Origin of the sequence: Streptomyces sp. NPDC002742, from assembly GCF_042888885.1 — a bacterium.
Taxonomy (GTDB): domain Bacteria; phylum Actinomycetota; class Actinomycetes; order Streptomycetales; family Streptomycetaceae; genus Streptomyces.
In genome coordinates, this window is record NZ_JBIAQF010000030.1 from 85,086 (window position 1) to 108,521 (window position 23,436).

18 protein-coding genes and 1 pseudogene are annotated in these 23,436 nt (G+C 70.1%); 10 read left to right on the forward strand and 9 right to left on the reverse strand.

Annotated features, from left to right (window positions below; all coding sequences use genetic code 11):
- Positions 1-71: 71 nt before the first annotated feature.
- The gene (locus tag ACFYW8_RS37340) at positions 72-1,772 is read left to right on the forward strand and encodes a methylmalonyl-CoA mutase family protein (RefSeq protein ID WP_365879561.1); all 1,701 of its coding nucleotides are present in this window, start codon (positions 72-74) and stop codon (positions 1,770-1,772) included.
- Between the two features lie 399 nt (positions 1,773-2,171).
- On the opposite strand, the gene ACFYW8_RS37345 is transcribed toward ACFYW8_RS37340, so the two are convergent.
- A complete protein-coding gene (locus ACFYW8_RS37345) occupies positions 2,172-2,834 on the reverse strand; it encodes a TetR/AcrR family transcriptional regulator (RefSeq protein WP_389089319.1) in 663 nt (220 codons plus the stop codon).
- A 245-nt stretch (positions 2,835-3,079) separates the two neighbouring features.
- Here ACFYW8_RS37345 and ACFYW8_RS37350 point away from each other — a divergent pair, with 245 nt between their 5' ends.
- The 4 genes from ACFYW8_RS37350 to ACFYW8_RS37365 all read left to right on the forward strand — a co-directional run bounded on the left by ACFYW8_RS37350 (position 3,080) and on the right by ACFYW8_RS37365 (position 7,313).
- Positions 3,080-4,057: a tetratricopeptide repeat protein gene (locus ACFYW8_RS37350; protein ID WP_389089322.1), complete on the forward strand. Its 978-nt coding sequence runs from the start codon at positions 3,080-3,082 to the stop codon at positions 4,055-4,057.
- Between the two features lie 621 nt (positions 4,058-4,678).
- On the forward strand, positions 4,679-5,314 hold the full coding sequence (locus ACFYW8_RS37355) for a DUF6230 family protein (RefSeq protein WP_365879567.1): 636 nt from the start codon (positions 4,679-4,681) through the stop codon (positions 5,312-5,314).
- A gap of 120 nt (positions 5,315-5,434) precedes the next feature.
- The gene (locus ACFYW8_RS37360) at positions 5,435-6,010 is read left to right on the forward strand and encodes a DUF6114 domain-containing protein (RefSeq protein WP_389089327.1); all 576 of its coding nucleotides are present in this window, start codon (positions 5,435-5,437) and stop codon (positions 6,008-6,010) included.
- A complete protein-coding gene (locus ACFYW8_RS37365) occupies positions 6,000-7,313 on the forward strand; it encodes a hypothetical protein (protein ID WP_389089330.1) in 1,314 nt (437 codons plus the stop codon). Before ACFYW8_RS37360 ends, ACFYW8_RS37365 begins: the two co-directional genes overlap by 11 nt.
- An 89-nt stretch (positions 7,314-7,402) precedes the next feature.
- Here the strand turns inward: ACFYW8_RS37365 and pyk are convergent, their stop codons facing one another.
- The 3 genes from pyk to pta form a co-directional block, all read right to left on the reverse strand.
- Complete coding sequence (pyk, locus tag ACFYW8_RS37370) at positions 7,403-8,833, reverse strand: pyruvate kinase (protein ID WP_389089333.1); 1,431 nt, start codon at positions 8,831-8,833, stop codon at positions 7,403-7,405.
- Between the two features lie 73 nt (positions 8,834-8,906).
- Positions 8,907-10,193 carry an acetate kinase gene (locus ACFYW8_RS37375; RefSeq protein WP_389089336.1) on the reverse strand — a complete coding sequence of 429 codons (1,287 nt, stop codon included), beginning with the start codon at positions 10,191-10,193 and terminating at the stop codon, positions 8,907-8,909.
- Entirely contained in the window at positions 10,190-12,280 is a 2,091-nt protein-coding gene (gene pta / locus ACFYW8_RS37380) for a phosphate acetyltransferase (protein ID WP_389089339.1), read from the reverse strand. The genes ACFYW8_RS37375 and pta overlap by 4 nt, the downstream gene beginning before the upstream one ends.
- Positions 12,281-12,535: 255 nt before the next feature.
- Here pta and ACFYW8_RS37385 point away from each other — a divergent pair, with 255 nt between their 5' ends.
- Positions 12,536-13,561 (forward strand): ATP-dependent 6-phosphofructokinase, encoded by a 1,026-nt coding sequence (locus tag ACFYW8_RS37385; RefSeq protein WP_389089342.1) that lies wholly within the window; start codon positions 12,536-12,538, stop codon positions 13,559-13,561.
- 88 nt (positions 13,562-13,649) lie between these two features.
- On the opposite strand, the gene ACFYW8_RS37390 is transcribed toward ACFYW8_RS37385, so the two are convergent.
- Positions 13,650-14,279, reverse strand: a complete 630-nt coding sequence (locus tag ACFYW8_RS37390; RefSeq protein WP_389089396.1) for a helix-turn-helix domain-containing protein — start codon at positions 14,277-14,279, stop codon at positions 13,650-13,652.
- Between the two features lie 267 nt (positions 14,280-14,546).
- On the reverse strand, positions 14,547-15,878 hold the full coding sequence (locus ACFYW8_RS37395) for an RNA-guided endonuclease InsQ/TnpB family protein (RefSeq protein WP_389089344.1): 1,332 nt from the start codon (positions 15,876-15,878) through the stop codon (positions 14,547-14,549).
- Between the two features lie 23 nt (positions 15,879-15,901).
- On the opposite strand from ACFYW8_RS37395, the gene tnpA reads away from it, so the two are divergent.
- Positions 15,902-16,330, forward strand: a complete 429-nt coding sequence (gene tnpA, locus ACFYW8_RS37400; RefSeq protein WP_365879583.1) for an IS200/IS605 family transposase — start codon at positions 15,902-15,904, stop codon at positions 16,328-16,330.
- A gap of 12 nt (positions 16,331-16,342) precedes the next feature.
- A pseudogene (locus tag ACFYW8_RS37405) lies at positions 16,343-16,459 on the forward strand (NAD(P)-dependent alcohol dehydrogenase); the annotation flags it as partial.
- A gap of 13 nt (positions 16,460-16,472) precedes the next feature.
- Here ACFYW8_RS37405 and ACFYW8_RS37410 read toward each other — a convergent pair.
- Complete coding sequence (locus ACFYW8_RS37410) at positions 16,473-17,150, reverse strand: response regulator (RefSeq protein ID WP_389089349.1); 678 nt, start codon at positions 17,148-17,150, stop codon at positions 16,473-16,475.
- Entirely contained in the window at positions 17,147-18,802 is a 1,656-nt protein-coding gene (locus tag ACFYW8_RS37415; RefSeq protein WP_389089352.1) for an ATP-binding protein, read from the reverse strand. Before ACFYW8_RS37415 ends, ACFYW8_RS37410 begins: the two co-directional genes overlap by 4 nt.
- Positions 18,803-19,075: 273 nt before the next feature.
- Here ACFYW8_RS37415 and ACFYW8_RS37420 point away from each other — a divergent pair, with 273 nt between their 5' ends.
- Positions 19,076-20,506: a cation:dicarboxylate symporter family transporter gene (locus ACFYW8_RS37420; protein WP_389089400.1), complete on the forward strand. Its 1,431-nt coding sequence runs from the start codon at positions 19,076-19,078 to the stop codon at positions 20,504-20,506.
- A 162-nt stretch (positions 20,507-20,668) separates the two neighbouring features.
- Here ACFYW8_RS37420 and ACFYW8_RS37425 read toward each other — a convergent pair whose 3' ends face one another.
- Positions 20,669-21,286, reverse strand: a complete 618-nt coding sequence (locus ACFYW8_RS37425; protein WP_389089355.1) for a TetR/AcrR family transcriptional regulator — start codon at positions 21,284-21,286, stop codon at positions 20,669-20,671.
- 206 nt (positions 21,287-21,492) lie between these two features.
- On the opposite strand from ACFYW8_RS37425, the gene ACFYW8_RS37430 reads away from it, so the two are divergent.
- Entirely contained in the window at positions 21,493-23,388 is a 1,896-nt protein-coding gene (locus ACFYW8_RS37430; protein ID WP_389089357.1) for a DHA2 family efflux MFS transporter permease subunit, read from the forward strand.
- Positions 23,389-23,436: the final 48 nt, after the last annotated feature.

The following is a 23,436-nucleotide window of genomic DNA, read 5'->3' on the forward strand; positions in this document are numbered from 1 at the left end:
ACACCGCCGTACGGGATCGTACGGCGGTTTGCCATCGACATTTACTAGGACGTCCTAGTAAATTCGAGGGTATGGACGCTCACGCCATCGAGGAAGGCCGCCGACGCTGGCAGGCCCGTTACGACGCTTCGCGCAAGCGCGAGGCCGACTTCACCACGCTCTCCGGCGATTCCGTGGAGCCGGTGTACGGTCCCCGGCCCGGGGACAACTACGAAGGCTTCGAGCAGATCGGCTGGCCCGGGGAGTACCCCTTCACCCGCGGGCTGTACGCGACCGGCTACCGGGGGCGTACGTGGACCATCCGGCAGTTCGCCGGATTCGGCAACGCCGAGCAGACCAACGAGCGCTACAAGAAGATCCTCGCCAACGGCGGCGGCGGCCTCTCCGTGGCCTTCGACATGCCCACGCTGATGGGCCGCGACTCGGACGACCCCCGTGCGCTCGGCGAGGTCGGGCACTGCGGTGTCGCGATCGACTCGGCGGCCGACATGGAGGTCCTCTTCCAGGACATCCCGCTCGGTGACGTCACGACGTCGATGACGATCAGCGGTCCCGCGGTGCCGGTCTTCTGCATGTACCTGGTCGCCGCCGAGCGCCAGGGCATCGACCCCGCCGTGCTGAACGGCACGCTCCAGACCGACATCTTCAAGGAGTACATCGCGCAGAAGGAGTGGCTCTTCCAGCCCGAGCCGCACCTGCGCCTCATCGGCGACCTGATGGAGCACTGCGCCGAGAAGATCCCCGCGTACAAGCCGCTGTCCGTCTCCGGGTACCACATCCGGGAGGCCGGCTCCACGGCCGCGCAGGAGCTCGCGTACACGCTGGCGGACGGCTTCGGCTACGTGGAGCTGGGGCTCTCCCGCGGGCTCGACGTGAACGTCTTCGCCCCCGGCCTCTCCTTCTTCTTCGACGCGCACGTCGACTTCTTCGAGGAGATCGCCAAGTTCCGCGCGGCGCGCCGGATCTGGGCCCGCTGGATGCGCGACGTGTACGGCGCCACCTCCGAGAAGGCGCAGTGGCTGCGCTTCCACACGCAGACCGCCGGCGTCTCGCTGACGGCCCAGCAGCCGTACAACAACGTCGTGCGCACCGCCGTGGAGGCGCTCGCCGCGGTACTCGGCGGCACGAACTCGCTGCACACCAACGCGCTGGACGAGACGCTCGCCCTGCCGTCCGAGCAGGCCGCGGAGATCGCCCTGCGGACGCAGCAGGTGCTCATGGAGGAGACGGGCGTCGCCAACGTCGCCGACCCGCTGGGCGGTTCCTGGTACGTCGAGCAGCTCACCGACCGCATCGAGGCCGACGCGGAGAAGATCTTCGAGCAGATCAAGGAGCGCGGACTGCGGGCGCACCCCGACGGGAAGCACCCCATCGGTCCCATCACCTCCGGCATCCTGCGCGGGATCGAGGACGGCTGGTTCACCGGCGAGATCGCCGAGTCGGCGTTCCAGTACCAGCGCTCGGTCGAGAAGGGCGACAAGCGGGTCGTCGGCGTCAACGTCCACCACGGGTCCGTGACCGGCGACCTGGAGATCCTCCGGGTCAGCCACGAGGTGGAGCGTGAGCAGGTACGGGAGCTGGCCTCGCGCAAGGGGGGTCGTGACGAGGCCGCCGTGCGCGGTGCGCTGGACGCCATGCTCGCCGCCGCGCGCGACGGGTCCAACATGATCGCCCCCATGCTGGAGGCGGTCCGCGCCGAGGCGACGCTGGGCGAGATCTGCGGCGTCCTGCGGGACGAATGGGGGGTGTACACGGAGCCGGCCGGCTTCTGAACGGCCCGGGCAGCCCGGCGTCCCTGGCTGCCCGGCATCCGGGCCGGGCCCGGGGCTCCGGGCTCTCGCTCCGCCACCGAGACCTGCCCGGCGCCAGGTGCCCTTTTCTCGCCCCCTCCGCCCCTACCCGTCCCGTACCCGGGGGCTCCGCCCCCGGACCCCCGCTCCTCAATCGCCGGAGGGGCTGGATTTCCCTGGCCGGGGCTGAAACTTGCCGCGGCCGGGCTGAAACGTGGCGCGGTCATCACGATGCACCCGCAGTCGGCATCCGGTGCGAGGGGACGTGCCGGTACATCGATGCCCGTCGCCACCGACGGTCACGCCTCGTCCGACAGCGACGGGCTGATGCACCGGCGCGGCCCCGCCCCACGACGTTGCCGGCCGCCCTGTCAGACCCTGTCAGACTCCGGCCGGGCCCTCCGTCGAGGGAGGCGCCGGTTCGTCGGCTGCCGCTCCGGTCAGGCCGAAGAGCAGGATCCGGGTGAACGAGCGCACCCACTCCTCGTCCGCGGGTTCCGCGCTGACCAGGGTGCGATGCACGACGGCTCCTGCGACCACGTCGAAGATCAGGGCGGCGGTGCGGTCGGCGGCGGCCGGGTCCGTCTCCGGGGGGAGCTCGCCGCGGGCCTGGGCGCGGGCGCGGCCCTCCATGACCAGGCGCTTCTGCCGGTCGACGATGGACGTGCGGATGCGTTCGCGCAGCGGTTCGTCCCGGGTGGACTCCGCGACCACGGCCATCAGCGCCGTCTTCGCCTCCGGGCGGTCCAGAATCGCCGCGAACTGGAGCACCACGCCCTCGATGTCGGCGGCCAGACTGCCCCGGTCGGGGAGTTCCAGCTCGTCGAAGAGCTCGGCCACGGCGTCGACGACGAGTTCGTTCTTGCCCGCCCAGCGACGGTAGAGGGTCGTTTTGGCCACTCCGGCGAGGGTCGCCACGTACCCCAACGTCAGTTTGGACCAGCCCAGTTCGACCAGGGCCGTGCGCGTCGCCTCCAGGATCGCGGCGTCCGCGGCGGCGCTGCGGGGGCGGCCCGTACGGGCGGCCTGGGAGCGACATTGCATGTCAGTGACCATATCCGGCCGATTCAACAGCCATATCCGGCGGTTCTGTGAAGCCGTGAGGGAGATCACCGGGAGACGGCACATGGGCATGCCCTCACCCAGTTACGCTACGACTCGTAGCGAAAGCTCGAACGCGGCGACAACCGCACTGGCGCCAGGTGGGGACCCGGCGCCGAACACGCATGGCAAGGCTTGGCTTTCACGACGCTTTTCACACGTGCGCGAGGAAGGGGGAGGATGTACTCATGCAGCCACGGAACATGTCCATGAGCGGAGTCGTCGACCTCGCCGCGGTGAAGGCGGCCCAGGAGGCCAAGTCGAAGGCGGAGCAGGCGCGCGCCGAAGCCGCCAGGCAAGGTGGCGGGGGTGGCGCGGTGACCCCCGCGAGCCTCGTCATCGACGTCGACGAGGCGGGATTCGAGCAGGACGTCCTGCAGCGCTCCACCGAGGTGCCCGTCGTCATCGACTTCTGGGCCGAGTGGTGCGAGCCCTGCAAGCAGCTCAGCCCGGTCCTGGAGCGGCTGGCCGTCGAATACAACGGGCGCTTCGTGCTCGCCAAGATCGACGTCGACGCCAATCAGATGCTGATGCAGCAGTTCGGGGTCCAGGGGATCCCGGCCGTCTTCGCGGTGGTGGCCGGACAGGCCCTGCCGCTCTTCCAGGGAGCCGCCGCCGAGGCGCAGATCCGCGGGACCCTCGACCAGCTCGTCCAGGTCGCCGAGCAGCGCTTCGGCCTGACCGGTCTGACGGTCGACACCGACGCCGAGCCGGTCGGGGCCCCCGCCGTGCAGGAGACGCCGGCCGGGCCGTACGACGCGCTGCTGGAGGCCGCCGTGCAGGCGCTGGACGCGGGCGACTTCGGCGGTGCCGTCCAGGCCTACAAGAACGTGCTGGGCGACGACCCGGGCAACACGGAGGCCAAACTGGGACTGGCCCAGGCCGAGTTGCTCCAGCGGGTGCAGGGCCTCGATCCGCAGCGGGTGCGCAAGGACGCCGCCGAGAAGCCCGGTGACGCGCGGGCGCAGATCGCGGGGGCCGACCTCGACCTCGTCGGCGGTCATGTCGAGGACGCCTTCGGGCGGCTCATCGAGACGGTGCGGCGCACGGCCGGTGACGACCGGGACGTCGTACGGCTGCGACTGCTGGAGCTCTTCGAGGTGGTCGGTGCCGACGACCCGCGCGTGGTCGCGGCGCGCCGGGCGCTGGCCCGGGCTCTGTTCTGACCAGTCCCTAAACGTCAGGGCCTGTGATGCCCAGGTGAAAGATTGGGCGAGAGGGGTACATGTGGCCGCGCTTTACCAAAACTTGGTAAACGCGGCCGCTGTTACTCGTAGTAAGTCTAGGGCGTTGAACTGTCTGGTTCCGTCCGGCATTTGACCGTTGTGTCGCCCCCGATGGCGCCACCCTGTGTCGCCGCCCGATACCGACGGGCCGTTCTTCGGTTATCCCGCCGTTACTAGCGAGTAACGAACCCCCTTGTGTCCGAGGCGAGAATGCACCACGATCGGCGACGCTCGGTCCATTCCCGCACCCCGACAGCCAATCGGGTCGGCGGACTTTCTGGGTCCCCACCGAGTAGGGCCGACAGCTAGTGCGGTCGGTTCTTGGGCAGGGGGGTCTTTGCCGTCCGGCAGAGCCTGTCCAGCAGGTTGTGCGTGATGTGTGTCAGGCGCGACCAGTGGTTGTCGCTCGGGGGTGATCGCCGGTGATTCGGGTGCATTCGCACCTCCGGGTACAGGCGCTCTCCTTCCCGAGGACGTAGCACTTCTCCCATCCCTGCCCGGCTGAGCCGCCGCAACGTGGCAGTCAGGGCCAGGAGATGTACGTCCGAGAAGGAGGAAAATATGATGTCCCAGGTGCGTGGCGGGACCAGATGGAAGCGGTTCGCCGTCGTCATGGTGCCCAGCGTGGCAGCCACGGCAGCGATAGGTGTCGCCCTCGCGCAGGGTGCCCTCGCCGCGTCGTTCAGCGTTTCCGGTCAGTCGTTCAAGGTGTCTGCGGACAAGCTTGACGGCCAGGGCTTCTCGCAGTACGGAGCCATTGACTCGGGTTACACCCTCGACGGTAAGCAGACAGGGCACCCCGTCGCGGTCTCGGCGTTCACGAGCGCCAAGATCACCAACATGTGCCAGTCCGTCGTCACCCCGGGCATCCCGGGGTTCGGTTCCGTCAGCCTCGTGCTGAAGGCCGGCGGCAGCGGTACGCCGGTCGAGGCGGACAACCTGTACATCGACGTCGAGGACCTCGGCGCCGACGCGACGTTCCGCGGCATCGACATCGGTGTTGCCGCCAAGGACACCACCAAGGGTCCGGGCATGAAGGGTGGCGGCGAAGCGGCCAACCCCTACGGCTTCGCCCAGCAGGCCACCTCGGCCACGCTGACCGACGTGAAGCAGACGGCGTGGGCGACCACCGCCGGCACGTTCAAGCTCAGCGGCCTGCACATGTCGGTGTCCGCGGGCACCCACGAGTGCTACTGAGCACCCCAGGGGTGGGCGAGGAGGCCCAGGCCGCTTCGCCCGCCCCGCCGCTCCGCCCGTCGTACGCGGAGCACTCAACGCGTACTTCTCACAGCAATGCCGTTCCAGGGAGCTGTTTCCATGAGCGCCGAGACTCCTGCCGCGCCCGGCCAGAACGATGAGCACTACCTTCAGGTGTTCCGGCGGAACTTCCGTGACTGGAGGGGCGACCGCCCGTTCTGGGCCGGTCTGTTCATCGGGTTCGGCGGTGTCCCCATCGCCTACTTCCCGTACGCGCACCTTCAGGTCGGCCATCTGACGCTGGCGATGTCCACCACCGCCGGAGCCGGCTCCCTGATCATCGGCGTGCTCCTCGTCGTGCTCGGGATCAGCCTCTGGTTCCAGAAGCACGTACGGACGTTCGCCGGTGTCGCCGCGATCCTCCTGGCGCTGGTGTCCATCCCGGTGGCCAACCTGGGCGGCTTCCTGATCGGCTTCCTGTTCTCCCTCATCGGCGGTGCCATGGCGGTCTCCTGGGTTCCCGGCGAACCCGACGAGGGGTACTCCGCCCAGCGCTCCCTCGACAAGGAGGGCACGCCGGACAGCGCGGCGGCCGAGCCCGTCGGGCCCGAGGCGGCGGACGGTGCTTACGACCCGAACGATCTGTCAGGAACGAGCCCGAGCAACGGGGCGGACGGGAGGCACAGTGCCGGCTGACGAGGTGACCCACGGGACTGATGTGGAGGATTCCCGTGTGAGAACCGGGCCGCGCCACGCGGCCCCGAGGAAGCCGCTGCTCACCAGGTTCCAGATGCCTGCCGGCAAGGCGATAGCGATAGCGGCGATGCCGACGGCCGTCCTCATGGGCATGGGCTTCGTCCCCACGCTCGCCCAGGCCGACGACCACGCCACGTCCAAGACCCTCACGGCGGACGAGTACCAGGCGTGCGTCGAGGCCGTGAACGGCAAGGACGCGTCGGCCACAGCCACGCCGTCCGCTTCGGCGAGCGCCAGCGCCAGCGCGAGTGCGAGTGCGAGCGCGTCCTCCGACCAGGCCACACCGGCACCCTCCGCGTCGTCGGAGTCCGCGGCACCGGGCAAGACCTCTTCGTCGGATTCAGGTTCCGACGACAAGGCCACGCCCGCTCCCTCCGCGTCCTCCTCCGCGAGCACGTCGGGCAAGGCGGCGGACAGCGCCGCGTCCACACCGGCCCCCTCGGCGTCGGCGAGCACCACGAACCCGCTCGACCCGCTGGGCGTCGGCGACGCCATCAAGAAGATCCTCACGCCCGACGAGACGGCGAGCTCCACACCCGCGCCGTCCGCCTCGGCGAGCGCGAGCACGGCCGCCTCCGACGGCACGAACGCCTCCGGAACCGTCAAGGACACGACCGAAAAGGTCACCGAGACGCTGAAGGACACCACCGGGAAGGTCACCGACACGGCCTCGAAGGCCGCCTCGGACGCCACCGACACCACCTCGAAGGCGGCCGACGCGGTCACCGAGTCGCCCAGCCCCTCCGCGAGCGCCACCACGAACGCCGCGGACTGCCCGGTCGCCACCGACGACCAGGGCGGCGTGGACAACCCGGTCGCCCTGCCCGTCGACCCCTGGCACCTCAACGCCAGTTCGCTGACCCTCAAGGGCGCCGACTACCAGGGCATCGTCAAGGTGCGGACCGCCGACGGCTCCGTCAAGAAGGTGCTGAAGTACGTCATCTCCGACGGCACCGACATCGGGGACCTGCACCAGACGGTGGACGACAAGCAGAGTGGCAAGACCTACCACGTGCAGGCCGCCAAGGGCTCGACGTCCACCATCCGTGACGGCAAGACGATCATGTACACGGAGAGCATCTCCGGGAACCTGCTCGGGCTCATCCCGGTCACGTTCGACCCGGACAACCCTCCGCCGCTGAACATCCCGCTGATCTACTTCACCAAGGTGACGGTCGTTCAGGCGGGTCAGTTCGGCGGCACCCTGACCGTCCCCGGACTCCACCAGTACACGACCGGCTGAGTCGTCCAGAGCCCGTCCGGGAGCCGCAAAGACGCTGAGGGCGCCCCCTGTTCGCAGGGGGCGCCCTCAGCGGCGTACGGCGGGCGGGATCAGGCGCGGTTGGCCTCGCCCAGGTGGTGCACCCGGACCATGTTGGTGGTGCCGGCGACGCCGGGGGGCGAACCGGCGGTGATCACGACGACGTCGCCCTCGTTGAACCGCTTGAGCTTCTGCAGCTCGTGGTCGACCAGCTCGACCATCTCGTCGGTGCTGTTCACGAACGGCACGACGTGCGACTCGACGCCCCAGCTCAGCGTGAGCTGGTTGCGGGTGCCCTCGTCCGTGGTGAAGGCCAGGATCGGCTGGGCGGCGCGGTAGCGGGAGAGCCGGCGGGCGGTGTCACCGGACTTGGTGAAGGCCACCAGACCCTTGCCGCCGAGGAAGTCGGCGATCTCGCAGGCGGCACGGGCGACCGAACCGCCCTGCGTGCGCGGCTTCTTGCCCGGGACCAGCGGCTGCAGGCCCTTGGAGAGGAGCTCCTCCTCGGCCGCGACGACGATCTTCGACATCGTCTTCACGGTCTCGACCGGGTACGCGCCCACGCTGGACTCGGCCGACAGCATGACCGCGTCGGCGCCGTCCAGGATCGCGTTGGCCACGTCGGAGGCCTCGGCGCGGGTCGGACGGGAGTTGGTGATCATCGACTCCATCATCTGGGTCGCGACGATCACCGGCTTGGCGTTGCGGCGGCACAGCTCCACGAGGCGCTTCTGCACCATCGGGACCCGCTCCAGCGGGTACTCGACGGCCAGGTCGCCTCGGGCCACCATGACGGCGTCGAACGCGGCGACGACGCCCTCCATGTTGTCGACCGCCTGCGGCTTCTCCACCTTGGCGATGACGGGGACGCGGCGGCCCTCCTCGTCCATCACCTTGTGGACGTCGTTCACGTCGTTGGCGTCACGCACGAAGGACAGGGCGACCATGTCGCAGCCCATCCGCAGGGCGAAGCGCAGGTCCTCGACGTCCTTCTCCGACAGCGCCGGCACGTTCACGGCCGCACCGGGCAGGTTGATGCCCTTGTGGTCGGAGATCACACCGCCCTCGATGACGACCGTCTTGACCCGGGGGCCGTCGATCTCGACGACGCGCAGCTCGACGTTGCCGTCGTTGATGAGGATCTGGTCGCCGTGGGAGACGTCCCCGGGCAGACCCTTGTAGGTCGTGCCGCAGATGTGCTTGTCACCCGGCACGTCCTCGGCCGTGATGACGAACTCGTCGCCACGCTCCAGCTCGACGGGGCCTTCGGCGAAGGTCTCCAGGCGGATCTTCGGGCCCTGCAGGTCGGCGAGCACACCGATGGCGACACCGGTCTCGGCCGAGGCGGTCCGGACCCGGTCGTACCGGCCCTGGTGCTCGGCGTGGGATCCGTGGCTGAAGTTGAAGCGGGCCACATTCATGCCGGCCTGGATCAGCTCGACCAGCTTCTCGTGGGAGTCGACCGCGGGGCCGAGAGTACAGACGATTTTCGAACGGCGCATGGGGCGATCCTATCGGTTTGTTTCGCTACGGAATATTCCGTCTGGCGGAAGATACAAATGGGCGGGCGGGCGCTCAGGCGTGGCTCTCCGGCCCGCTCAGGCGTTGCCCTTTTCCGACCAGCGCATACGTCTGTGTGGCGATCTCCAGTTCCTCGTCCGTCGGCACCACGGCGACCGCGACGCGCGCGTACGGCGGTGAGATCAGCCGGGGCTCACCGCCGCGCACGGCGTTCAGCTCGCCGTCGACCGCGAGCCCCAGTTCCTCCAGGCCCGTGATCGCCGCCTCGCGCACCGGCGCGGCGTTCTCGCCCACTCCGGCGGTGAAGACGACGGCGTCCACCCGGCCGAGGACCGCGTAGTAGGCGCCGATGTATTTCTTCAGTCGGTGGATGTAGATGTCGAAGGCGAGCCGTGCCTGCTCGTCGCCCTCGTCGACACGGCGGCGTATCTCCCGCATGTCGTTGTCGCCGCACAGACCGATCAGACCGCTCTTCTTGTTGAGCAAAGTGTCGATCTCGTCCGTGGACATTTTGCCAACGCGCTCCAAATGGAAGATGACGGCCGGATCCACGTCGCCCGAGCGCGTTCCCATCACCAGGCCCTCCAGCGGCGTGAGCCCCATCGAGGTGTCCACGCACCGCCCGCCCCTGACCGCCGACGCCGAGGCCCCGTTGCCCAGGTGCAGCACGATGACGTTGACCTCCTCGGGTGCCTTGCCGAGGAGTTCGGCGGTCGCCCGGGAGACGTAGGCGTGCGAGGTGCCGTGGAAGCCGTACCGGCGGATGCGGTGCTCGTCGGCGGTCGCCACGTCGATCGCGTAGCGCGCGGCCGACTCCGGCATCGTCGTGTGGAACGCCGTGTCGAAGATCGCGACCTGGGGAAGGTCGGGGCGCAGCGCCATCCCGGTGCGGATGCCGGTGAGGTTCGCCGGGTTGTGCAGGGGCGCCACCGGGATCAGCCGCTCGATCTCCGCGAGGACCGCCTCGTCGATGACGGTCGGTTCGGTGAAGGTCCGCCCGCCGTGCACCACCCGGTGTCCGATCGCGGCCAGCTCCGGGGAGTTCAGGCCGAGGCCGTCCACCGCCAGCTCCGCGGCGACCGCCTTCAGCGCGGCCTCGTGGTCGGTGAACTCGGCGGCCCTCTCCCGGGTCTCACCCGTCGTCAGCGCGGTGTGCCGCAGCAGGGAGGTCCCCTCGCCGATGCGCTCCACCAGGCCGACGGCGAGCCGTGAGCTGTCGCGCATGTCGAGCAGCTGGTACTTCACCGACGAGGAGCCGGAGTTGAGGACGAGGACACGCGTGGCCCGCGGGGAGCCGGGCTCTTCGGTCGCGGCGGCGGAGGAGGACGGGTGGGCGCTCACTGCTGGGCAGCCTTCTGTTCGGGGGCCTGGGACTGGATCGCCGTGATGGCGACCGTGTTGACGATGTCCTGGACGAGCGCGCCGCGGGACAGGTCGTTGACGGGCTTGCGCAGACCCTGGAGCACCGGGCCGACGGCGATCGCGCCGGCCGAACGCTGCACGGCCTTGTACGTGTTGTTGCCGGTGTTCAGGTCGGGGAAGATCAGCACGGACGCCTGCCCGGCGACCTTCGAGTCCGGCAGCTTGGTCGCCGCGACCGACGGCTCGACGGCGGCGTCGTACTGGATCGGCCCCTCGATCCGCAGGTCGCCGCGGCGTCGGCGCACCAGCTCGGTGGCCTCGCGCACCTTGTCGACGTCGGCGCCCGAACCCGAGGTGCCCGTGGAGTACGACAGCATCGCGATCCGCGGTTCCACCCCGAACTGCTCAGCGGTGGCGGCCGAGGAGATGGCGATGTCGCAGAGCTGCTCTGCGTTCGGGTCGGGGTTCACCGCGCAGTCGCCGTAGACCAGGACCTTGTCGGCCAGGCACATGAAGAAGACGGACGAGACGATCCTCGACTCCGGCCTGGTCTTGATGATCTCGAACGCGGGCCGGATCGTCGCGGCCGTCGAGTGCACGGCCCCCGACACCATGCCGTCTGCGAGACCCTCCTGCACCATGAGCGTCCCGAAGTAGTTCACGTCCGCGACGACGTCGTGGGCCAGCTCGACCGTGACCCCCTTGTGGGCGCGCAGTTCCGCGTACTTCTCGGCGAAGGAGTCGCGCAGCGGCGAGGTCACGGGGTCGATGAGCTGGGTGGCGCTGATGTCGATGCCGAGGTCGGCGGCCTTCTTGCGGATCTGGTCGACCGGGCCGAGCAGCGTCAGATCGCAGACACCCCGGCGCAGCAGCACCTCGGCGGCGTGCAGGACGCGCTCCTCGGTCCCCTCCGGCAGCACGACGCGCCGCCGGTCGGAGCGGGCCTGCTCCAGCAGCTTGTGCTCGAACATCATCGGGGTGAGCCGGTCGCTGCTGGGCGCGGAGACCCGCTTCAGCAGGTCGGTGGTGTCCACGTACCGCTCGAAGAGGCCGAGCGCGGTCTCCGCCTTGCGGGGCGTGGCCGCGTTCAGCTTGCCCTCCATGGCGAACAGCGCGGTCGCGGTGGGGAAGGAGTTCCCGGCCACCGAGACGACCGGGGTGCCGGGCGCGAGACGGGCCGCGAGCGTGAGGATCTCGCTGCTGGGCCGCTCGTCCAGGGTGAGCAGGATGCCGGCTATGGGCGGGGTGCCGGCGCTGTGCGCGGCGAGCGTGCCGATCACCAGATCGGCCCGGTCCCCAGGGGTGACCACAAGGCATCCGGGGGTCAGCGCCCGCAGGAAGTTCGGCAGCATCGCGCCGCCGAAGACGAAGTCGAGCGCGTCACGGGCGAGCCCCGCGTCGTCGCCGAGGAGCACCTCGCCGCCGAGCGCGTGGGTGATCTGCGCGACCGTGGGAGCGGAGAGGGCGGGCTCGTCCGGAAGGACGTAACAGGGCACCGGAAGCCGGGAGCCGAGCCGCTCCAGGACCGCCGTCCGGTCCTCCGGGGCCACCCGGTTCACCACCATGGCGAGGACGTCGCAGCCCAGCCCGTCGTACGCGCGGTAGGCGTTGCGCGTCTCGGAGCGCACCGACTCGGCACTCTGGCCGCGGCCGCCGACGACCGGGATCACGGACGCGGCGAACTCGTTCGCCAGGCGGGCGTTGAGCGCCAGCTCGTCGGGGACCTGGGTGCCGGCGAAGTCGGTGCCGAGGACGAGGACGACGTCGTAGTCGCGGGCGACCAGGTGGAACCGGTCGACGAGCGTGGACACCAGCTCGTCGGTACCCTGCTCGGCCTGGAGCGCGGACGCCTCGTGGTAGTCCATGCCGTACACCGTCGCCGGGTCCTGCGCCAGCCGGTAGCGGGCCCGCAGCAGCTCGAAGAGCCGGTCCGGACCGTCGTGCACGAGCGGACGGAACACCCCCACCCGGTCGACCTGGCGGGTCAGGAGCTCCATGACCCCCAGTTCGACGACCTGGCGGCCGTCACCTCGGTCGATCCCGGTCACGTACACGCTGCGCGTCACGCGTGCTCTCCATCCGTTTCGCCAGCAGGCGGTTTCTGGGCTCGGAAAAAGGGCCCACCAACGTGAGCAGGACCCTCTTGACAATACCTCCGGGGCTGGCTAAGACGCCCGCCAGGGCAGACGTGCCGGTCGGCCGGAACGGGCGTTTCGGCGGCCCGGCGGATGGGCCGTCGGAGGGAATCGGCGGCCCACCCCGGGCCGTGAAACAATCGAAGCGGCTCACACGGACCAGCAGGGAGCAGGAGACACAGCACGATGCGCATCGGAGTTCTCACCGCAGGCGGCGACTGCCCTGGCCTGAACGCAGTGATCCGGTCGGTCGTGCACCGAGCGGTCACCAACTTCGGGGACGAGGTCATCGGCTTCGAGGACGGCTACGCCGGGCTCCTCGACGGCCACTACCGCACCCTCGACCTCAACGCCGTCAGCGGCATCCTCGCCCGCGGCGGCACCATCCTCGGCTCCTCCCGGCTGCAGCGCGACCGGCTCCGCGAGGCCTGCGACAACGCGCAGGACATGGCCCGCGAGTTCGGCATCGACGTGCTCATCCCGATCGGCGGAGAGGGCACGCTCACCGCGGCCCGGATGCTGGCGGACGCGGGCCTGCCGGTGGTCGGCGTGCCGAAGACGATCGACAACGACATCTCCGCGACGGACCGCACCTTCGGCTTCGACACCGCCGTCGGCGTCGCCACCGAGGCCATGGACCGTCTGAAGACCACGGCCGAGTCCCACCAGCGTGTGATGGTCGTCGAGGTCATGGGCCGGCACGCGGGCTGGATCGCACTGGAGTCCGGCATGGCGGCCGGCGCCCACGGCATCTGCCTGCCCGAGCGCCCCTTCGACCCCTCCGACCTCGTCGCGATGGTCGAGGAGCGCTTCGCGCGCGGCAAGCGGTTCGCCGTGATCTGCGTCGCCGAGGGCGCGCATCCGGCCGAGGGCACCATGGACTACGGCCACGGCGCGATCGACAAGTTCGGCCACGAGCGCTTCCAGGGCATCGGCACGGCCCTCGCGTACGAGCTGGAGCGCCGCCTCGGCAAGGAGGCCAAGCCGGTCATCCTCGGCCACGTCCAGCGCGGCGGCTCCCCGACCGCGTACGACCGCGTCCTCGCGACCCGCTTCGGCTGGCACGCCGTCGAGGCCGCGCACCGCGGCGACTTCGGCAGGATGACCGCGCTGCGCGGCACGGACATCGAGATGGTGCCGCTCGCGGACGCGACCACCGAACTGAAGACGGTGCCGAAGGACCGGATGGACGAGGCGGAGTCGGTGTTCTAGTCCCCTCGGTCCCCTCGGGGACGGGAACCGGGCCGGTGCGCGGGCCCCCGACCTCGTGGTCGGGGGCCCGCGCTCGTGGTCGGGTGCCTCAGTACGTGCTTCGGCGGACCGAGGCCCAGAAGTGGTCGAGGACCCGGTCGAGGAATTCCCGGCCCGACTCGCCGGAGCCGGTGGTGGCCGAAACACCACCCCAGTTCAGTGTGGCGACCATCAGCCCCTGGTAGTCGGTGTGCAGTTCCTCCAGCGCCGTCTCCAGGACGCCCCGGTCCAGGGGCACCACCTTGCCGACCGGGCGCACGTAGGCCTGCCAGCGCGTCGTCACGGCGCTGCGCAGCAGGTCGGCGAGCCTGCCGTCGCGGCCCATCAAGGTGACGAAGTCGGGCAGCGAGAGATCCAGCACCTCGGCGAGCGCGGTCGACTGCCGCTCGTTGCCGCGCCAGCTTCCGGACTCCTCCATCCGCTGGTAGGCGAGGAGTTCGATCCCGACGGCGTGGGCCACGTCCTCCGGAGCGAGATCACGCGCGACGCGGTGTTCGCGCAACGTACGCGGGCTTCCTATGAGTTCACCTGCCGAGCACCACAACACGCCTGCGAGGGCGGTGAGTTCGGGGCTGCTCGGTGCGGCGATGCCGCGCTCCCAGGCGGTGACGAGATCGGGCGTGACGTACGGCAGCCCGTACGAGGCTCGCAGTCCGTACGCGACATGCTCGGGCCCCATTCCGAGTGCTGCCCGCAGTCTTCGGGCGGCGGGGGCGTTGAAGGGCGGGGTGGGCTGTTGGGCTTGCGGTCGGTGCACGCGCACAAAGTATGGGTCCGGGAACGGCGATGACTACGGTCTGTTCGGCCACAATTACAGATTGTAGGAACGTACGGTTTCGGCCGCGGCCTCGAATTCGCCGTACTGTGACGGGAGTTCACCCCTTGACGGCCCCGCCGAGAGCGAACCCCCCGCCCAGCCGCCGGGCCACCAGCAGGTACAGCAGGATCACCGGCGTCGATTGAAGTGCTCTCCCGGCTGAGGCCGGGAGATTCCTGCTTGCCTTGCGGCAGCGGGCTTGACGCGCTTCGCGCGCCTGACGACTGCCCTTCCGGCAGCCGGGACGAGCGCGTGGCCCATCCGGTACAGGTGCAGGATGTTCCGGGCCGCGTTGTGGTCGGCGTTGCCAGACCAGCCGCAGTGCGGGTTCTTGCACACGAACACGGCCTGGCTCTCCCGACTGCCGGGTGTGATGAAGCCGCACGCGGAACAGCGTTGGGAGGTGTGGGGGGCGGGGACCTTGTGTAGGGTGCCGCCGAGCTGGACGGTCTTGTACGTCAGCATGGCGACCGTCCGGCCCCACGCCTCGCCGCTGATGGAGCGGTTCAGCCCGGACTTCTGAGCGACGTTCTTTCCCGGCTCCTCGACGGTGCCCTTGGCGGACTTGACCATGTTCGTGATGGTGAGTGCTTCGACCACGACGGTGCCGTACTGCTTGGCGATGGCGGTGGTCGTTTGGTGCTGCCAGTCCAGGGCCCGGCGCTTGGCTTTCGCACGAAGTCCTGCGATCTGGCCGTAGGTGTGGTGCAGCCGGCGGCTGGTTCGCTCGCCGGGCTTGCGGTGCCGCTTGCGCTGCGCGGCGCGCTGCTCCAGGCACAGAAGCCTGGCTTTCTCCTTGCCGGTCAGCCATGCGCCGTGCTCGTAGGTTTCGCCGTCCGACAGGGCGATGGGCACGGTGACGCCCACGTCGATGCCGACGTCCGGCCCCTGGTGTGGATCGGGCTCGACCTCCAGGGTCTGAACACGGAATGCGATGTGCCAGCCGAGGGAGTCTTTGACCAGTCGTGCACCGGTGATGCGGTTCTCGTTGTTGGAGTGTTCGCCCACGGGGAGGTCTTTGGTCCACCGGAAACGGACCCGGCCCACCTTGGGAATGTTGACCATGCCCCAGTGGCGGTGAACCCGGGTGATGTTCAGGTCGCGGCCCTGCGGGATATCCACGGACATCACGGTGCGCGGGCGGCCCTTGAAGTTTGGGGCATCGGCGCGGTGCTCCAAGCAGTTCTTCCACGCCTGGAAGTACGTCTTGAGCACCGCTTGCGCGGCCTGGGCGGGCAGGACGGCAAGGAAGTCGATGTCCTCGCGGGCTTGTCGGATCGCGGCGTCCGCGTTGGCGAGAGTCCGCATCTCCTTCGGCATCATCTGCCACCACGCGTGGAGAAGATTCCACATCGTACGGGCGGCGTGCGCCTGGGCGTCAGCCTTGAGCTCACACGCCGGGGACAGCGCCAGTCGGGCGCGATGCCCGAACTGCCTCTTGACCAGAGTGTCTTGACTCACGACCGAGACCGTAGCATTGGTTTATGTCACCGCGCTGGAATCCTCATCCCGATGTACGCACCGGACGTCATGTTGTTTGTAATCTGCATGTTCACTTGGTTTTTGTCACGAAGTACCGGCGAAATGCGATCACCGACGCCATGCTGGCCCGCACTGAAGAGATCATGCGGGAGGTCTGCGCCGACTTCGAGGCCGAGCTGAAGCAGTTCGACGGCGGACAGGACCACGTCCACCTGCTGGTGCACTACCCGCCCAAGGTCCAGCTCTCCAAGCTGGTCAACTCCCTAAAGGGCGTCAGCTCCCGCAGACTCCGCCAGGAGTACGACAGCCACGTCCGCCACTACCTGTGGGGCGGACGCTTCTGGTCCGGCTCCTACTTCGCGGGATCATGCGGCAGGGCACCCCTGACCGCCGTCAAGCAGTACATCGGAAACCAGCAGCGTTCCGTCTGACCGTCACCCCAAAGAGCCTGTGCCGTCTCCGTCCATACCGAGACGTATTCGCTCGATGAGGCGCCCCTCGCGTACGAGCGCCTGCACGCCAGCAAGATCGACGATCGCGCCGTGATCTTGCCTAACGGCTGCCCCTCTCGGGTCAGCCCTTCACCCAGCGGTACCGCAACTCCGGCCGCCCGACCGTCCCGTACTGCGGAGCGCGTACCGCAAGGCCCGCCTCCACCAGGTGTTCCAGATAGCGCCGGGCGGTGATCCGGGAGATGCCCACGGCCTCGGCGACCTTGGCCGCCGTCAGTCCGGCGGCGTGCTCCCGGAGGGTGACGGTCACGCGTTCCAGGGTCGGCGCGCTCAGGCCCTTGGGCAGCGCGGCCGGACCCGGGGCGCGCAGGGCGGCCAGCGCGCGGTCCACGTCGTCCTGGCCGCTCGCCTCGCCGGCCGCCGCGCGGAACTCCGCGTACCGGATCAGCCGGTCGCGCAGGGTGGCGAAGGTGAACGGCTTCAGCACGTACTGGACGACCCCGAGCGACACCCCCTCCCGTACGACCGCCAGGTCCCGCGCCGACGTCACCGCTATGACGTCGGCGTGATAGCCGGCGGCGCGCAGGGAACGGGCGAGCCGGAGGCCGTGCGTGTCCGGCAGGTGCAGGTCGAGCAGCAGCAGGTCCACGGGGGTGCGGTCAAGCTCGCGGCGCGCCTGCGCACCCGTGTGGACCTTGCCGACCGCGGTGAAACCGGGCACCCGGCCCACGTACATGACGTGCGCGTCGGCGGCGACGGGGTCGTCCTCGACGACCAGCACGCGGATCGGATCGGTCATGCGTCGCCTCCAGACAGAGCGGGCTCGGGCAGGCGGGTGGACCGCGCGGGCGGGACGGCCGGGGGCAGCGGCAGGCGCACCTCGAACTCCGCTCCGCCGTCGGCCCCTTCCCGTACCTCCAGCGTGCCCGAGTGACGGCTCACCGTCTGGCGGGCCAGGGCCAGGCCGAGACCGCGGCCGCCGGGGCCCGCCGGTTTCGTGGACCAGCCGTGCCGGAAGACCTGCTCGGCCTGGGAGGGGTCCACGCCGGAGCCGGTGTCGCAGACCCGCAGTACCAGGGCCGAGTCGTCCGTGAAGGCCGTCACCGTGACGCGGGCGCCCACCGTGCCCCGGGCCGCGTCCATCGCGTTGTCGATCAGATTGCCGAGGACGGTGACCAGGTCGCGCGCGGAGAGCGAGGCCGGGAGCAGTCCGTCGTCGATGCCGCTGTCCTCGGAGACCACGAGTTCCACACCGCGCTCGTTCGCCTGCGCCGCCTTGCCCAGCAGCAGCGCGGCGAGGACCGGTTCGCCGACCGCGGAGATCACCTCGTCGGTGAGGGCCTGCGCCAGCTCCAGCTCGGCGGTGGCGAAGTCGACGGCCTCCTCGGCGCGGCCCAGTTCGATCAGGGAGACCACCGTGTGCAGACGGTTCGCCGCCTCGTGCGCCTGCGAGCGCAGCGCCTGGGTGAAACCCCGTTCCGAGTCCAACTCGCCCGTCAATGCCTGGAGTTCGGTCACATCACGCAAGGTGACCACGGTGCCGCGGCGTTCGCCGCCGGACACCGGGGAGGTGTTCACGACCAGCACGCGCGCGTCGGTCAGATGGACCTCGTCCACTCGGGGCGCCGCCGACAGCAGCGCGCCCGTCAGCGGCGCGGGCAGCCCGAGTTCGGCCACCGAGCGGCCGACCACGTCGTCGGTCACGCCGAGCAGTTCCCGCCCGCCGTCGTTCATCAGCGCCACCCGGAACTGCCCGTCCAGCATCAGCAGTCCCTCGCGCACGGCGTGCAGCGCGGCCTGGTGGTAGTCGTGCATTCGGCTCAGCTCGGCCGCGTTCATGCCGTGGGTGGAGCGGCGCAGCCGGGCGTTGATGACGTACGTGCCGATGGCGCCCAGCAGCAGGGTGCCCGCCGCGACCCCGAACAGGGCCGTGACCTGGTTCTGGACGCGTTCGGTGATCGCCCGCACCTTGATGCCCGCGCTGACCAGGCCGATGGTCCGCCCGCCGTCCTGGATCGGGGTCACGGCTCGCACGGAGGCACCGAGGCTGCCCGTGAACGTCTCCGTGAAGGACGTGCCCGCCAGCGCGGGCCCGATGTGCCCGAGGAAGTGCTTGCCTATCAGCTTCTCTTTGGGGTGCGTCCAGCGGATGCCCCGCGGATCCATGATCGTCACGAAGTCGACCTCGGTGTCCCGCTGCACCCGCAGGGCGTACGGCTGGAGTTCCTCGGTGGGGTTCGCGGTGCCGATGGCCGCGTGGACGGACGGGGCGTCCGCGATCGAGCGGGCGACGGCCATCGCGTGGCGGCCCGCGGCCTCCTCGGCCTGGCTGCGGTCGCCGACGTAGGTGAACAGCGCGTACCCGGCGACGAGGACCGCGATGAGTACGGCCTGCATGCCGAAGAGCTGGCCGGCCAGGCTGCGGGGTCGCGGGACACGGGGGAGACGCATGCCGTTCAGTGTGCCTCGCCCGGACGGGGGCCCTCCGGACCGGTGCCCTTCGGGGCGGGGGCTCTCCGGACCGGTGCCCTTCGGGGCGGGGCTCTCCGGGACGGCGGAGGCACCGGGCTCCCTCCGGGGCGCGTGAACTCAATGAACGGAAGGGTGACCGCCCTCACACGCCGGGAGATAGTCCCCTCATCCCCCCGGGAGCCCACGCCTCCCGGTTTCCCCGGACGTGAGCCGCACGCCGGGTACCGCCGGTCGTGAGCCGCACGCCGGATGATGCCGAAGACGTCGTCAAGGAGGGCAGCCGTGGCCAGCACGCCGCAAACGGCACCTGCCGCACCCGCCGCCGAGCGGGACCGCACGCACTTTCTGTACATCGCCGTGATCGGCGCCGTGATCCTCGGGATCGCGGTGGGCCTGATCGTCCCCGACTTCGCCGTCGAGCTCAAGCCCATCGGTACGGGCTTCGTGAACCTGATCAAGATGATGATCTCCCCCATCATCTTCTGCACGATCGTGCTGGGCATCGGCTCGGTCCGCAAGGCCGCCAAGGTCGGCGCCGTCGGCGGTATCGCGCTCGGCTACTTCCTGGTGATGTCGCTGGTCGCGCTCGCCATCGGCCTGGTCGTCGGCAACATCCTGGAGCCGGGCAGCGGCCTGGCGATGACCGACGCGGTCAAGCACGCCGGTCAGGGGCAGGTGTCGGCGGAGGCCCTGCCGCCGGTCGACTTCGTGCTCTCGATCATCCCGACCACGATGGTCTCGGCGTTCACCGAGGGCCAGGTCCTGCAGACCCTGCTCGTCGCGCTGCTCACCGGGTTCGCGCTCCAGGCGATGGGAGCGGCCGGGCAGCCGGTCCTGCGCGGTGTGGAGCACATCCAGCGGCTCGTCTTCCGCATCCTCGCCATGGTCATGTGGGCGGCCCCGCTCGGTGCCTTCGGCGCCATCGCCGCCGTCGTCGGTTCCGCGGGCCTGGACGCGCTCAAGAGTCTCGCCGTGCTGATGCTCGGCTTCTACGTCACCTGCTTCCTCTTCGTCTTCATCGTGCTCGGCGCGCTGCTGCGCGCGGTGACGGGCCTGAACATCCTCACGTTCTTCAAGTACCTGGGCCGGGAGTTCCTGCTGATCCTGTCCACCTCGTCCTCCGAGTCCGCCCTCCCGCGGCTCATCGCGAAGATGGAGCACCTGGGCGTCGGCAAGTCGGTCGTCGGCATCACCGTCCCGACCGGCTACTCCTTCAACCTCGACGGCACGATGATCTACATGACCATGGCCTCGCTCTACATCGCCGACGCGATGGGCACGCCCATGTCGATCGGGGAGCAGGTCCCGCTCCTGCTCTTCCTCCTGGTCGCCTCCAAGGGCGCGGCCGGCGTCAGCGGGGCGGGCCTCGCCACGCTGGCCGGCGGCCTCCAGTCGCACAAGCCCGCCCTGGTGGACGGCGTCGGCCTCATCGTCGGCATCGACCGCTTCATGAGCGAGGCCCGTGCGCTGACGAACTTCGCCGGCAACGCCGTGGCCACGGTCCTGATCGGCACCTGGACGAAGGAGATCGACAGGGAGCGGGTGGCCAGGGTCCTCGCCGGAGAGCTTCCCTTCGACGAGAAGACCCTGCTGGACGACGCCGACGGCGGTCCCGCCGCCTCCGCCGATGGCCACGCGGACGTGCCGGAGCAGGGCGGCGAGAAGGAACCGGCCGGGGCGTAGGAACCCTTGAGACGCCGGGCGGCCGGGTATCCGCCCACGGGCCCGGCCCGTCCCCGCGGGCCCGGCACATCCCCACGGCCCGGCTCATCCCCATGGGCCCGGCCGCCCGGTGCACCGCTGAACACGGCCGAGTCCTCGGAGGTCCCTGACTCCTCCGAGGACTCAGCCGCTCAGCTCGGCCACGAGTTCGGTGGCGCGTGAGGCGGGTACGCCCGCCGCGGTCAGCATGGTGACCGTGGCGGAGCCGCCCGCCTCCTCCGCTGCCAGGAGGCCGTCGTTCACCGCCTCCATGAGGGCGAACAGGGTCTGCTCGTGCACGTACGCCAGCGCGTTCGGGGGCAGCGGTGACGCGAACACGCCCTGTTCCAGGCCGCGTCGGAGAATCTCCGCGCAGGCCTCGCGGACCGGTGTGAGACGTTCGCGGATGCCCTGCATGGTGACGCTGCGCTGGGCGAGGGCGACCAGCAGCCGGTAACGGTCGGCGATCTCCCAGACGGCCAGGGTCGAACGGGCCAGCGACTCGGCCGGGTCCTCGACCCCCTCGCGGCCCGCCGCGTGCGCCGCCGCGACCGCCGCCACGGCCTCGTCGGTCAGGGTGCCGACCAGCGCCTCGCGGCTGGGGAAATGCCCGTACACCGTGCGCCGTACGACACCCGCCGCCCGGGCGATCTGGTCCATGGACGCGTCGGGGTCACGCAGCAGTTCGGCGAGCGCGACGTCGAGGATGCGGCGGCGGTTCACATCGGCGCGGCTCGGGTTACCCGTGGTCATGGCTGCCATTCTGCCCGCCCCCCCGGGCGACTTCCGGCTCCGCGGTCACAGCGTCTCCACCTCCTCCATTTGCACAGTGCTGTGCAATCTCGTACATTGCACAGTGTTGTGTAATTGCACGCCACTGTGCAAGTGCTGCAGTGCAAGTCCTGCAGTGCGAGTCCTGGTGCGGACGGATCTCCGTACCCGTCGACGAAGGAAGGGCGACCGTAGCCATGCGTCTCGTCATGAACGAACCGGTCGAGAGGATGGACCGGCCCTACGCCAGGCGCTGGTGGGCGCTGCTGGTGCTCTGCCTGAGCCTGCTGATCATCGTGATGGCGAACACCGCCCTCACGGTCGCGGCTCCCGACATGACCCAGGACCTCGGCCTGTCCAGCGCCGACCTGCAATGGGTCATCGACGGCTACACCGTCCCGTACGCGGCGCTGATGCTGCTGCTCGGCGCCATCGGGGACAAGTACAGCCGGCGCGGCGCGCTCATCCTGGGGCTCGTCGTCTTCGGCGGCGGCGCGGTCGCCGGTTCGCTCGTCGACAGCTCCACCGGGGTCATCGCGGCCCGCGCCGTCATGGGCGTCGGCGCCGCGCTGATCATGCCCGCCACGCTCTCCCTGCTCGCCGCGACCTTCCCGCGCGCCGAGCGGGCCAAGGCGATCGTCCTGTGGACCGCCACCGCCGGACTGGCCATCGCCGCCGGGCCGCTGGTCGCGGGCGCCCTGCTGGAGAACCACGGCTGGTCCTCCACGTTCCTGATCAACGTGCCGATCGCGGCCCTCGCCATCGTCGGCGCCCTCGTCCTCGTACCGCCGTCCAAGGCCGCGCACCACAACCGCATCGACTACGTCGGCGGGCTGCTCTCCGTCGTCTGGATCGGCTCGCTGGTCTACATGATCATCGAAGGCCCGCACTTCGGGTGGGGCGTCAAGGCCGTGACCGCCGCGGTGGTCGCCGGGGCCGGACTGGTCCTCTTCGTCCTGTGGGAGCTGCGCCACCCGCGCCCGGTCATCGACGTGCGGCGCTTCGCCCACCGCCGCTTCGCGGGCTCGAACCTCGCCGTCGCCCTCTTCTTCCTGGCCGTGTTCGGCGCCTTCTACTACCTCACCCAGCACCTCCAGTTCGTCCTCGGCTACGACGCGCTGGACACCGGAGTGCGGATGCTGCCGCTGGCCGGCGCCGTCTTCGTGGGCTCGGCGCTCACCGGCTACCTCACTCCGCGCATCGGCATGAGGTTCACGGTCACCGCGGGCATGGTCGGCGGCACGGCGGCGCTGGCGCTGCTCACCCGGGTGGACGCCTCGTCGGCATACGGCGACTTCGTGCTGCCCCTGGTCATCCTCGGCCTCGCCATCGGACTGGCTCTCTCCCCCTGCACGGACGCCATCATGGGCGCCTTCCCCGAGGCCGAACTGGGTGTCGGCGGCGCGGTCAACGACACCTCGCTGGAGCTCGGCGGCTCGCTCGGCATCGCCATCCTCGGCTCGGTGCTGGCGGGTTCGTACTCCTCGCACCTGGCCGACGCGACCGCGGGCAGCAAGCTCCCGGCGGGCGCCCTGGCCACGGCCCAGGACTCGGTGGGCGCCGGATACGCCGTCGCCCAGGGCATCGGCGACAAGGCCCGTCAGATCGGTGCACAGGCGGCACACGCGGCGAACCCCGAGCAGGCGGCCCAGTTGAAGGCGCAGGCCGGTCAACTCGCGGGCGGAGCGCGGCAGATGGCGGACGCCGTCGGCTCGTCCTTCTCGGACGCGGTGGCGCACACCAGCCTCGTCGGAGCGGTGATCCTGGGCGTGGGCACGGTCCTGGTCGCGGTGCTGCTGCCGGGCAAGAGCCGCACGGGGGTCGAGAACGAGGCCGGGAACGAGAACGAGGCCGGGAACGAGAAAGGGGCGGGGGACGAGAAGGGGGCCGGGAACAAGGCCGTGAACGAGAACGAGGCCGAGAGTCAGGCCGGGAACGAGAACCGGGCCGAGCCCGAGGCCGGGAACAAGGCCGAGAGCGAGCCCGAGGCCGGGGTCGAGAAGGACGCCGACGAGCGGGGCGACGACAGCGCGACCGCAGGACAGAGCGGCGATCCGGCCGGAACCGTGACCCCCCGGGCCGCCGTCTCCTAGAACATGCACTACCGTGCCGTGCCGGACCGACCGGCACGGCACGGCACG